Annotated in this window: 10 protein-coding genes; 5 read left to right on the forward strand and 5 right to left on the reverse strand. The window is 69.9% G+C overall.

Translation table 11 applies throughout. From position 1 onward, the window contains the following. Positions 1–18 precede the first annotated feature (18 nt). The 5 genes from C5H89_RS07205 to arsM form a co-directional block, all read right to left on the reverse strand. The gene (locus C5H89_RS07205) at positions 19–1,716 is read right to left on the reverse strand and encodes a S8 family serine peptidase (protein WP_205304910.1); all 1,698 of its coding nucleotides are present in this window, start codon (positions 1,714–1,716) and stop codon (positions 19–21) included. 147 nt (positions 1,717–1,863) lie between these two features. Beyond that, positions 1,864–4,809: a M1 family aminopeptidase gene (locus tag C5H89_RS07210; RefSeq protein WP_104106360.1), complete on the reverse strand. Its 2,946-nt coding sequence runs from the start codon at positions 4,807–4,809 to the stop codon at positions 1,864–1,866. Positions 4,810–4,904: 95 nt separating this feature from the next. Beyond that, entirely contained in the window at positions 4,905–5,381 is a 477-nt protein-coding gene (locus C5H89_RS07215) for a heat-shock protein HtpX (protein WP_104106361.1), read from the reverse strand. Beyond that, entirely contained in the window at positions 5,378–6,457 is a 1,080-nt protein-coding gene (gene arsB, locus C5H89_RS07220; protein WP_104106362.1) for an ACR3 family arsenite efflux transporter, read from the reverse strand. Before arsB ends, C5H89_RS07215 begins: the two co-directional genes overlap by 4 nt. Continuing rightward, positions 6,454–7,269, reverse strand: coding sequence for an arsenite methyltransferase (gene arsM / locus C5H89_RS07225; RefSeq protein WP_104106363.1), 816 nt, complete (start codon positions 7,267–7,269; stop codon positions 6,454–6,456). The genes arsB and arsM overlap by 4 nt, the downstream gene beginning before the upstream one ends. A 94-nt stretch (positions 7,270–7,363) precedes the next feature. Here arsM and C5H89_RS07230 point away from each other — a divergent pair, with 94 nt between their 5' ends. From C5H89_RS07230 to kdpC, 5 genes are all read left to right on the forward strand, one after another. After that, positions 7,364–7,717: a metalloregulator ArsR/SmtB family transcription factor gene (locus C5H89_RS07230; protein ID WP_205304911.1), complete on the forward strand. Its 354-nt coding sequence runs from the start codon at positions 7,364–7,366 to the stop codon at positions 7,715–7,717. A 158-nt stretch (positions 7,718–7,875) separates the two neighbouring features. Continuing rightward, positions 7,876–7,968 (forward strand): potassium-transporting ATPase subunit F, encoded by a 93-nt coding sequence (locus C5H89_RS18680; protein ID WP_114149414.1) that lies wholly within the window; start codon positions 7,876–7,878, stop codon positions 7,966–7,968. Further along, positions 7,965–9,623, forward strand: coding sequence for a potassium-transporting ATPase subunit KdpA (gene kdpA, locus C5H89_RS07235; protein ID WP_104106364.1), 1,659 nt, complete (start codon positions 7,965–7,967; stop codon positions 9,621–9,623). Before C5H89_RS18680 ends, kdpA begins: the two co-directional genes overlap by 4 nt. Next, positions 9,620–11,752: a potassium-transporting ATPase subunit KdpB gene (gene kdpB / locus C5H89_RS07240; protein WP_104106365.1), complete on the forward strand. Its 2,133-nt coding sequence runs from the start codon at positions 9,620–9,622 to the stop codon at positions 11,750–11,752. The genes kdpA and kdpB overlap by 4 nt, the downstream gene beginning before the upstream one ends. A 5-nt stretch (positions 11,753–11,757) precedes the next feature. Next, positions 11,758–12,333 carry a potassium-transporting ATPase subunit KdpC gene (gene kdpC / locus C5H89_RS07245; protein ID WP_104106819.1) on the forward strand — a complete coding sequence of 192 codons (576 nt, stop codon included), beginning with the start codon at positions 11,758–11,760 and terminating at the stop codon, positions 12,331–12,333. Positions 12,334–12,357: the final 24 nt, after the last annotated feature.

Consider the following 12,357-nt stretch of genomic DNA (forward strand, 5'->3'; position numbering starts at 1 on the left):
ACCGTGGTCGACCCGTGGCTACCAGGCCGGTCCCGAGCTCGACGCGACGCCGCGCCACGACCGGGCCCCCCAGGTGTCCTGGGACCAGCTGCGGGACGCCACGCTCATGGTCGACCAGCCGTCGGAGGTCCACACGTCCCCGCGCCAGCTCCGGGCCAGCCAGTCTCCGCCGGCCCAGGAGTTGCCGGACCAGGTGGCGGAGCGCCAGGACCGTGCGGTCCAGGAGGTGCCGGACCAGTCCGAGCCCGTCCAGGTCCTGCCGTTCCAGGTGCCTGCGGACCACGCCGTGCCAGCGGCCGTGGCCTCGCGCCAGGAGCGGGCGTCCCAAGGGTTGCCCATGGCGTCGACCTCGCCGCTGAGGACGGTCCCGTTGGTGGGGTCCACGACGTGGCTGCCGCCGCGGGCAGCCTCGAGCGTGCCGGTCCCGGTGGCGGCGGGCCAGCGCTGGGCTGCCACCGTGGTGGACGGCGTCGCTGCCCGAAGCGCGGCATGGACGTCGAGGACGCCGGCCCCCTGGGCAGGGTCGTCGGTGGCGAGAGGGTCCGCGGTCGAGCGCAGCAGATACTTGACCTGGTCGGGGCTGAGCTGCGGCCTCGCCTGGAGGAGGAGTGCCGCGGCACCGCTGACCATCGCGGTGGCTTGCGAGGTGCCGCTGCCTCGGAAGAACCGACGTGCCGCGTCGCCGGTGACCAGGCCCTCGGGGTGGGTCAGGTCGGAGTACGAGCCGGGGGTGCGCAGGGAGACCACCGACTTGCCCGGCGCGATGAGGTCGGGGCGCCGGTCAGCGGTGCCTGAGTTGGTGAAGCTCTCGGTGACGTCGTCGTGGGGGGACTGCGTACCGAGGTGGTCCACCGCCCCGACCGCGAGCACGTGCGGGTTGGCCGCGGGCATGTTGAGCCGGTTGTCGGCACCGTCGTTGCCTGCCGCCACGACCACGACGATGCCCTTTCGCCAGGCGTTCTCCACGGCGTAGGCGAGCGGGTCCACGGTGTACGGCTGGGTCGAGTGCGTGCCGTAGGACAGGTTGATGACCCGGATGTTCAGGCCTGCGTCGTTGCGGTGCTGCACGACCCAGTCGATGGCAGCGATGATCTGGCTGACGTCGGCACCGCCGTCCGCGGTGGCCACCTTGACGTTGACGATCCGGGCATCTGGCGCCATGCCCACGAAGTGGTCCGGGTCGTTCTCCTTGCCGGCGACGACCTCGGCGTCCCGCCCGGCGATGATGCCGGCCATGTGGGTCCCGTGTCCGTAGCCGTCGAGGTGCCTGGTGTTGGCGTGCTGGCTCTCGAAGGACAGGTCGGGACCGTTGACCACCTTCGTGGGGTTGTTCAGTCCGGAGACCGGGGACACGCCAGTGTCGATCAACGCGACGTCGACGCCGCGACCGGTCACGCGTGCCTTCGAGGCGTCCTTCGACTTCCACACCTTCTGGGCGCCGGACCGCTTCGTTGAGGAGTACATCGAGCCCAGGTCGTGCTTCGCCTGCCAGAGCCCGGTGGCCCGCGAGGCTTGCTCGTCCTCTCGGGTGGCGTCGTCGCCCCATGCCTTGTCCAGGAACGAGGTCTGACCGGTGGCGGCTCGGGAGTCCTCGTGCGAGGAGAGGGCCGCACCGTGCCACGGCCCTGAGGTGGCGGCCACGATGGCCAACGGTCCCAGCAGCAGCCCCGCTGCCCGTTGCCAGCCGCGACTCTTCGAGCAGAAGTTGATTCCCATGTGGTCCCCTCGTGCGTTCCCGCACGTAACTGAAGCTCCGAGTTGCTTACCCAAAATTGGGGAGCAGTCAGCATGCTATGGCTTTGCCAGGGCGACCGCAGCAGTGTGACCGAGTTGTCCGCAGCAGTGTGACCCAGGCGACAGGCGTCAGCGCCTGACGCGCTTGGCCCTACTGACAGTCTTGACGCTCACGTAGCCAGCGCGCGTCACGGTGACGGTCACCTTGATGGGCTTGCCGCGAAAGGCCCTGCGCACCTTGAGCTTCGCCGTGGAGCCCACCGACTTGCCCGCCACGGTCCAGCGGTACGTGAACTTCGTGTCAGGAGCCCGTACACCCAGGATCGCCTTGAGCGTCTTGCCTACCTTAAGGGTGCCCTTCATCCTCGGCTTCTTCGGGGCGAGGGTCGCGGGGACCGCAGCCGCGGTGGCCGAGCTGATGTGGGCGAGCGCCGCGTAGCCGGGCTTGGTGCCGGTGACCCGGACCGACAGTGCGGCACCGAGGTCGGCCAGGCCGACGACGTACGTCGCCCGGTCGGCGCCGGCGATCGGGGCACCGCCCCGCAGCCACTGGTAGGAGATCGCCACCCCCTCGTCCCACGTCCCGGCCCCCACAGACAACGTGGACCCGAAGACGGGGGAACCGGCGATGGTGGGCTGTGGAGTGCGACTGAGCGTTCCCTGGTCGACGGTGACGACCGGGCTGGTGCTGGCGACGACGTCGTAGCCGGGCTTGGTGCCGGTGACGGTCACGGTCAGGTTCTTGTCGGCGTCCGCGGCGGTGGGCGTGTAGGACCTGCTGGTCGCCACCTCGACGCCGGCGACCCGCCACGCGAACGTCAGCTCGACGCCCTCGTCCCACGTCCCGGTGAGGGGCCCGACTGGTACGCCGACCTGGGCGGCGCCATCGAGGGCCGGGGAGGGGGTGCTGTCCAGGGTGCCTGCCGCGACTACAGCGGTAGCGGCACTGACTCTGGTGAAGGAGTCATGGCCCGGCTTCGTGCCGGTGACGGCGACCGTCACGGTCCTGCCGACGTCCACTGGACGCGGGGTGAAGGTGGCCTCGGTGGCGTCCGCGACCGGGACTGCGTCGACCGACCACTGCCGCGCCAGCGTGGTGCCAGCGGGCCAGGTGGCGGGGGCCACCGTGAGGGGTCGCCCCACCACGGGGTCGCCCACGATGACCGAGTCCGGCACCGGAGCCAGCGGGCTGCAGGATGCGCAGCCCCCTCCGAGGGAGGCCGGGAACGCCGTGGCCCCCATCGACGGGGAGCCGTCTACGGCGCTCGCCGTGAACGTGATGGTCGCTGCTTCACCGGCGGCCGTCTGCGGGACGGTCCAGATCAGCGTGTCCACGTCCCTGGTGAGGCCGCCCGGCAGCGGGCTGAGGGCGGCGTCGTCGGTGATGTCGTGCACGTCGACCTCGACGACGCCGTCGACGAGCGTCACCTTCCCGACATTGGCGGCACGCAGCGTGTAGGTGACGGTCGTGGAGTTTCCCAGGTACGTCGGGTCGCTCGCGGTCAGGCTCACGTCGTACTTGGCCGGCCAAGCGGGCTTGTCCCCGTCGAGGATCCAGTCCTGCCAGAACGCGTCGAGGTCGCGACCGGAGATCTCCTCGGCCAGCTCCTTGAGCCGCACAGCCGGAGGGCTGTCGCCGTTGTAGCGGGAGGTCCACTCCTGGAGGATCTCCTGGAACGCCGCGTCGCGGACGACCGTGCGGAGCGCCTCCCAGAACTGGGCACCGCGGGTGTAGGTCTGGTAGCCGTACAGGCTGCCGGGGTCGGTCTGGTTCCCCGGAGGGGTCCGCCAGCTCGCGCTGGTTGGCGCCGTGGCGTTCCAGCTGTTGAAGTAGGTGGTCTCGACCGCTGCCGGGTTCGGGGTGACCGCAGCGAGGACACTGTCGTGCCATCTCGGTCCCCAGGTGCCCATGCCCTCGTTGATCCAGATGTCGGTCCAGGTGCGAGGTGACACGGCGTCGCCGTACCACTGGTGGACGAGCTCGTGGAGAAGCGTGGTGCCGTTGATCGAGCTCGCGCTCGGAAAGAAGGGCCGGTCCTGGGTCTCGAGGGCGTAGTTCACGCTAGCGGGCACGGTGTCGACGACGACGCCGATGCTGTTGCCGGGGTAGGGGCCGTAGAGCTGCTCGAACCGGTCGATGGTGGCAGCGAGGACGGTGCGGCGGTTGTTGATGGTGGTCTTGTTCGCGGCGCTGAGGGAGGAGTCCACGAAGGACCATTCCGGCAGCACCCGGCCACTGGCCAGCGTCACCTGGCTTTCGAGGACGTCGTACTTGCCGATGGAGATCAGCGCCAGCGAGCTGGCCATCTGCTCCTGCTGCACCCAGGTCCAGGTGGTGCGCGTGCCGTCGGAGCTCGGTGTCCTCGAGTGCAGCTCGCCGTTGCTGGCCACCCCGGCGGGGCCGGTGCCGTTCGCGCTCGTGATCAGGGTGGGGGCGTCCACGGTGAAGATGTAGGTGGCCTTGTCGCCGGGCGTGTTGTTGTGCGGGAACGCCGTCATCGCACCGATCGGCTGCCCCAGGAAGATCGCCCCGTCCGTGGTGGCGCTCCAGCCCTCCCAGGACTTGTCGACGTCGACGTGGGTTTGCGGCACTCCGGAGTAGCGGACACGAGTGGTGAACTCACCGTCGACGGGCGTGGCTGGTGTGATGATCAGCTTGAACCTGATGGCGGCCGGGTCCTGCACTCGCTCGTACGTCGCGGCGACGCCGTCGACGGTGACAGACTCGACCTGGAGACCCTCGAGGTCGAGGGAGAACGAGCGCAGCGGAGCCCCCGTGGTGCGGGCCTGCATCGTGGTTGTCGCGCTGGTGAGCTCGCCCGTCATGTAGGTGCCCACCACGCCGGTGGAGGCCCACGCAAGGCCCACGTCGTAGTGGAGCGCGTCGTAGCCGCCGTTCCCCACGTGGGGGAACATCGAGTCACCCGCGGTCTGCGCGCCGTCGACCGCCTCGGGTGCGGCGTGCGCCGGCGACGTGGTCGCCAGCCCGGTCGTGCCGCCCGCTGCCAAGGCGACTGCCAGGGTCCGCGCCGCCGCTCGGTAGCGCCAGTTCTTCGGTCGTGCCGCGTTCCTCACGTGGTGCCTCTCGTCCCTGCGCCCGGTCGGACATTGGAGCACAGGAGGACCCGCCGCCGAAACGTGTCACCGGTACGCGCCGCCAGGCGCTGGAGTCAGGGGATGAGAACGCTGGGTGCGAGGGGGAAGTGGGGTGCGAGCTCGTGGAGCAGGTCGCGGACGCGGGTGTCCAGGTCGGTGATGATGCGCCGCACGGTGGCGTCGTCCTGACCGCCGGGGTCGCCCACGGGCCAGTCGCGATAGGTGACGCCGGGGACATAGGGGCATGCCTCGCCGCAGCCGAGGGTGATGGCGAGGTCGCTGGCAGCGACGATCTCGGGGGTGAGCTGCTGGGGGCGCTCGCGGGAGGTGTCGAGCCCGAGCTGCGCGAGCGCGTGGGCGACCTCGGGGTGGATGCGTTCCCCGGGCTGGGTTCCGGCTGACAGTGCGATGACCTGGCCACGGGCGTAGTGCTCGGTCAGCACGCGCGCGATCACGGAGCGACCGCCGTTGCGGACACACGCGAAGACCACCCGCGGTGTCCGGTCCTCGCGCGGCTGACCTGTGGCCGGGTCGGTCGTCTGGCCGTTCATGGTGCTGCTCCCTGCGGGACGTCGGGGAAGTAGCGGCGGGCCCAGAGGCTGACGTACACCAGAGCGACGAGCACGGGGACCTCGATGAGCGGGCCGACGACGCCCGCCAGGGCCTGGCCGCTGGTGACGCCGAACACGGCGATGGTGACGGCGATGGCAAGCTCGAAGTTGTTGCCGGCGGCGGTGAAGGCGACGGTGGTGGCGCGGGCGTAGCCCAGCCCCGCGCGGCGCGCCAGCAGCAGCGAGCCGCACCACATGAGCGCGAAGTAGATGACCAGCGGTACGGCGATGCGCGCCACGTCGAGCGGCTGGCGGGTGATCGTCTCGCCCTGGAGGGCGAAGAGGACGACGATGGTGAACAGCAGTCCGTACAGGGCCCAGGGGCCCAGGCGTGGCAGCAGGCGCTGCTCGTACCACTCGCGCCCGCGCCGTGCCTCCCCGATGCGCCGGGTGAGGTATCCGGCGGCCAGGGGAATCCCGAGGAAGACCAGGACGCTCCAGGCGATCTGCCACGCAGAGACGTCGAGGCCCGCGGTGGACAGGCCGAGCCAGCCGGGCAGCAGGTCGAGGTAGAACCAGCCGAGCACGGCGAAGGCGAGGACCTGGAAGACCGAGTTGACCGCTACCAGGACGGCGGCGGCCTCCCGGTCGCCGCAGGCCAGGTCGTTCCAGATGATGACCATCGCGATGCAGCGGGCCAGGCCGACGATGATGAGACCCGTGCGGTACTCGGGCAGGTCGGGGAGGAGTAGCCAGGCCAGGGCGAACATGAGCGCCGGCCCGACGAGCCAGTTGAGGACCAGGGAGAGGGCCACCATCCGCCGGTCGCGAGCGACGTGGCCGACCTCGTCGTAGCGGACCTTGGCCAGCACCGGGTACATCATCACGAGCAGGCCGAGCGCGATCGGGAGCGAGATCGACCCGACGGTGACGGAGTCCAGGACCTCTGAGATCCCGGGCACCCACCGGCCGGCCAGCAGTCCGGCGACCATCGCGGCCCCGATCCAGACCGGGAGGAACCGGTCGAGGGTGGAGAGCCGCTGGCCCACGGGGGCGTCGGTGAGGGCAGGGCTCATGCGGTGGGCTTGGTGGCGCGGATGATCGCGCCGTGCATGCCCGGAACGGCCTCGTGGGTGAACTCGATGGCCGCCTCGGAGAACCCGGCAGCGGCGAGGCCGTCGAGGTACTCGCTGCGCGAGAGGGCGCCGGCGATGCAGCCGACGTAGGAGCCGCGATCCGCGCGGTCCTGGACGGTGAGGTGGTCCTCGGCGACGACGTCGGAGATGCCGATCCGACCGCCCGGCGTCAGGACGCGGTACATCTCGGCGATGACCTTGGACTTGTCGGTGGAGAGGTTGATGACGCAGTTGGAGATGACCACGTCCACCGCGGCGTCAGGCAGGGGGAGGTCCTCGATGGTGCCCTTGAGGAACTCGACGTTGGTCGCGCCCGCCTTGGTGGCGTTGGCGCGAGCAAGGTCGAGCATCTCCTCGGTCATGTCGACCCCGTAGGCGAACCCGGTCTCACCCACCCGCCGCGCGGAGAGCAGCACGTCGATGCCGCCACCCGAGCCCAGGTCCAGGACCCGCTCTCCGGGGCGCAGGTCCGCGACGGCGGTGGGGTTGCCGCAGCCCAGGCTGGCCGCCACCGCTTCCGCGGGCAGTGCCTGCTGGTCGTCGCCGCTGTACAGCGCCGCCCCGAACGCCTCGACCACCGCCACGTCGTCGCCGCAGCACGACGAGGGGCCACAGCTGTCGTCGAGCTGCAGGGCGCTGTTCAGCTCGGCGTTGCCGGTGCCACGGGCCACGGACGTCGCGGCTTCGGCGTAGCGACTACGAACCTCCTCGCGGACCTGGTCCGGGGTCTGGGCGCTGCTGTCGGTGGTCATGAATGCCCATCCTTCTCGTCGTGGCGAAGACTGTTGATGCATCGATGCTGGTCGATGTATCGACGTTTGTCAATGTGTCTGGCACACTGAGCTGATGGCCACCCGCACCCCTCTCCCTGTCATCGACGCGCCGACGACGGCCTGTTGCTCGACCGTCACCGGCGGCGTGCTGGAGGCCGGGGAGGCACTGCGCCTGGCGCGAATGTTCAAGGCGCTCGGCGACCCCACGCGGGTCCGCCTGTTGTCCCTGATCGCCGCGCAGCCCGACCGCGAGGCCTGCATCTGCGACCTGACCGAGCCAGTCGGTCTGGCGCAACCGACCGTCTCCCACCACATGAAGCAACTGGTGGATGCCGGACTCGTGATCCGTGAGCAGCGCGGACGCTGGGCGTTCTACCGCCTCGTCGAGGACACGCTCACCGCCCTCAGTGACGCCCTGAAGCCCTAGGCGTCGTGCCCCCAAGTCCTCACCTGGTGGCTGGTTCGGCGTCGCGACGTGGTCTGAGGCCGATCACACGATCCTGAGGTGGCAAAACCGCGTCAACGCCCGTCAAGACGGCGACAAGATCAGGGTTCTCGTGCCGCGCGGGGTCTTGGGTTAGCGGCATGAGTGTTGAAAGTGGTCTTCTCGTCCTGGCGGTCATCGCCGTTGCCGTCTACCTGCTCGCCGCGCTGATCTGCCCGGAGCGCTTCTCATGAGCGACACCGTGGCCGGGCTGCTGCAGATCGCCGCCCTGGTCCTGCTGCTGGCCAGCGTGTACGTGCCTCTGGGCGACTACATGGCGCGGGTCTACACCGGTGCGTCGCACCTGCGGGTGGAGCGGGTGGTCTACCGGCTCTCCGGAGTGAACCCCGAATCCAGCCAGAGCCCCAAGGCGTACGCGCTGAGTGTCGTGGGCTTCTCGCTGGTGAGCATCGTCGTGCTCATGGGGATCCTGCTGGGTCAGGCCCACCTGCCGATGAGCCGTGACCTCGGCGGCATGGATCTGTGGATGTCCCTGAACACCGCGGTCTCGTTCGTGACGAACACGAACTGGCAGTCCTACGGCGGAGAGTCGACGCTGGGCTTCACGGCCCAGATGGCGGGGCTCGCGGTGCAGAACTTCCTGTCCGCCGCGGTGGGCATGGCCGTGGCGGTCGCGCTGATCCGGGGGTTCGTCCGGACGCGCAGCTCCGAGCTGGGCAACTTCTGGGTGGACCTGGTCCGCGGCACCCTGCGGATCCTGCTGCCGATGGCACTGCTGGGTGCGGTGCTGCTGATGGCCGGTGGGGTGGTGCAGACCTTCACCGACTCCACGATGAGCACGCTCGCGGGCCACGACCAGGTCCTCACCGGCGGCCCGGTCGCCAGCCAGGAGGCCATCAAGGTCCTGGGCACGAACGGCGGCGGCTTCTTCAACGCCAACTCCGCCCACCCGTTCGAGAACCCCAACGCTGTCACCAACCTGCTGCAGATCTTCCTGATGCTGGTGATCCCGATCAGCCTGACCCGGACCCTCGGCACGATGCTGGGCAACCGACGCCAGGGCCTGGCCGTGCTGGGCGCCATGGGTGCCTTGATGGCGGTCTCCCTGGCCGTCATCACCGCTGCCGAGGCAGGGGCGCGCTCCCAGGCCGCCCGGGCTGCCGGCGCCGCCATGGAGGGCAAGGAGACCAGGTTCGGTGAGTGGTCCTCGGCCCTGTTCGGCATGGTCTCCACCGGTACGTCGACCGGTGCGGTCAACGCCGCCCACGACTCCTTCACCCCGGTCGGCGGAGGCGGAGTGCTGGTCAACATGATGCTCGGGGAGATCACTCCCGGCGGCGTCGGCTCCGGGATCTACGGCATCCTGATCATGGCCATCGTGGCCGTCTTCATCGCCGGCCTCATGGTCGGTCGCACTCCGGAGCTGCTGGGGAAGAAGATCGGTGCCCGGCAGATGACCTACGTCGCCCTGTACACGCTGACCACGCCCACTCTGGTGCTGGTCGGCACCGGGGCCGCGATAGCGCTCGGCTCAACCCCCGACGCCATGGGCAATGCCGGAGGACACGGCTTCAGCGAGGTGCTCTACGCCTACACCTCCGGCGCCAACAACAACGGCAGTGCCTTCGGTGGTATCACCGTGACCTCGGCGTTCTTCCAGATCACGCTGGCCCTGGCCATGCTCCTGGGTCGCCTGGTGCCCATCGTGCTGGTCCTGCTGCTCGCCGGGTCCCTCGCCGAGCAGACGAAGGTCCCCACCAGCGCCGGGACCCTGCCCACCCACAAGCCGCTGTTCGTGGCGCTCCTGGTGGCCGTGATCTTGATCTTCGGCGGCCTCACCTACTTCCCCGCTCTTTCCCTCGGACCCATCGCGGAGGCACTCGCATGACCACCACGTCCACCCCGTCGTCCACCCAGCCGAGGCCGCCCGACCGGTCCACGCCTCCAGCGGTCCCCGAGCAGGCGCCCACGCGTCGCCACGCGCCAGGCCTGAGCCTGCGGACCCTGGCCGCACAGGGGGTCGAGCAGTTCCCGGAGGCGCTGCGCAAGCTCGACCCCCGTCACCTGTGGCGCTCGCCGGTGATGTTCCTGGTCTGGCTGGGCTCGGTGGTCACCACCATCGCCGCCATCGCCGATCCCAGCGTGTTCGCGATCCTCCTCGCGCTCTGGCTATGGCTCACGGTCATCTTCGGCAACCTTGCCGAAGCCGTGGCCGAAGGACGGGGTAAGGCCCAGGCGGCCTCCCTGCGGGCAGCCCGCAGCGACACCGTGGCCAGGCGGCTCGACCAGGCCGGCGTCGAGGCACGCGTGCCGGGCACCCAGCTCGAGGTCGGGGACCGGGTCGTGGTCGAGGCGGGAGAGGTCATTCCAGGTGACGGGGACATCGTGGAAGGCATCGCCTCGGTCGACGAGTCCGCGATCACCGGTGAATCCGCCCCCGTGATCCGAGAGGCCGGAGGAGACCGCAGCGCGGTCACCGGTGGCACCAAGGTGCTCTCGGACCGGATCGTGGTCCGGATCACCGCCGCCGCCGGCGAGACGTTCCTGGACAAGATGATCGCACTGGTCGAGGGGACCTCGCGTCGCAAGACCCCCAACGAGATCGCGTTGTCGATCCTGCTGACCAGCCTGACGCTGGTGTTCCTGGCCGCCGTGGCCACGCTCGCCCCGATGGCCGACTACGCCGGTGCGCCGCAGGACGTGGTGGTGCTCGTGGCACTGCTGGTCTGCCTGATCCCGACGACGATCGGAGCCCTGCTCTCCGCCATCGGCATCGCCGGCATGGACCGTCTGGTGCGGGTCAACGTGCTGGCCATGTCGGGTCGTGCCGTGGAGGCCGCCGGCGACGTGAGCACCCTGCTGCTGGACAAGACCGGCACCATCACCTACGGGAACCGGCGTGCCACCAGGTTCGTCGCCGCCCCCGGGGTGAGCGAGACCGAGCTGCGGGACACCGCGCGGCTCTCCAGCCTGGCCGACCAGACGCCGGAGGGACGCTCCATCGTCGAGCTGGCGCTGGCCCAGGGCGCCGACGACCGGGCACTGCCAAGTGGCGCGAGCTTCGTGGAGTTCACCGCGCAGACCCGGATGTCGGGTGTCGACCTGGCTGACGGCACCGAGATCCGCAAGGGGGCCGCCTCCGCGCTGGCGGCCTGGGGCGAGGCCACGCCCGCGCCCGAGGTCCTTGACGCCATCGACGAGATCGCGCGTCAGGGCGGGACCCCGCTGGTCATCGCGGTAAAGGACCGAGCCTCGGAGCTCGGGTCCGCGCAGCACCGGGTGCTGGGTGTCGTGCATCTCAAGGACGTGGTCAAGGAGGGCATGACCGAGCGGTTCGCCGAGCTCCGGTCGATGGGCATCCGCACGGTGATGATCACCGGGGACAACGCCCTCACCGCCAGGGCCATCGCGGAGGAGGCCGGGGTGGACGACTTCCTGGCCGAGGCCACCCCCGAGGACAAGATGGACTACATCCGCAAGGAGCAGGCCGGGGGCCGGTTGGTCGCCATGACCGGTGACGGCACCAACGATGCTCCGGCCCTGGCTGCCGCTGACGTGGGAGTCGCGATGAACAGCGGCACCGCGGCTGCCAAGGAGGCCGGCAACATGGTCGACCTCGACTCCGACCCCACCAAGCTGATCGACATCGTCGAGATCGGCAAGCAGCTGCTCATCACGCGCGGCGCGCTGACCACCTTCTCGATCGCCAACGACGTGGCGAAGTACTTCGCGATCATCCCGGCCATGTTCGTGGTGGCCTACCCGTCGCTGGACCTGCTCAACGTGATGGCGCTGGCCACGCCCGAGTCCGCGATCCTCTCCGCGGTGATCTTCAACGCCCTGGTCATCGTCGCCCTGATCCCGCTCGCCCTGCGCGGCGTGAGGTTCCGGGCGACCTCGGCCACCAGCGTCCTGCGCCGCAACATGCTCGTCTTCGGCCTCGGCGGTGTCCTCGTGCCCTTCCTCGGCATCAAGCTCCTTGACCTGCTCGTCTCCACCATCCCCGGAATCGGTTGATCATCATGCTCACAGACCTTGCCCGCCAGTCCTGGGCCGGACTTCGCGCCCTGCTCGTACTCACCGTCGTCCTCGGCGTCGGCTATCCGCTGGTCGTGTGGGGGGTCGGACAGCTCCTCGGCGACCGAGCCGCGGGGCAGCCCGTGCACCGGGACGGAGAGATCGTCGGGTCCCGGCTCCTGGGCCAGGCATTCGAGGGGGAGGAGTGGTTCCACTCCCGCCCCTCGGCCAACGACTACGACAGCCTCGCCTCGGCGCCCAGCAACCTCGGCCCCTCCAGTCCCGACCTGTTGGCGCTGATCGAGGAACGACGTGCCGAGGTCGCCGACACCGAGTCGGTGGCTGGAGCCGACGTACCCCCGGATGCGCTGACGGCGTCGGGCTCGGGGCTCGATCCACACATCTCCCCCGAGTACGCCGCGCTACAGACACCCCGGGTGGCCAGGGCGACCGGTCTGAGCCAGGAGGAGATCACGGCTCTCGTCCGGGAGCACACCTCCGGCCGCGCCCTGGGGTTCCTGGGGGAGCCTTGGGTCAACGTGCTCGAGCTCAACCTGGCCGTGCTGGCGCAGCGATCGTGACCGTGTCGCGACCTGACTGCGCGG

The sequence above is a fragment of the Nocardioides sp. 616 genome (assembly GCF_002930065.1).
Taxonomy (GTDB): domain Bacteria; phylum Actinomycetota; class Actinomycetes; order Propionibacteriales; family Nocardioidaceae; genus Nocardioides; species Nocardioides houyundeii.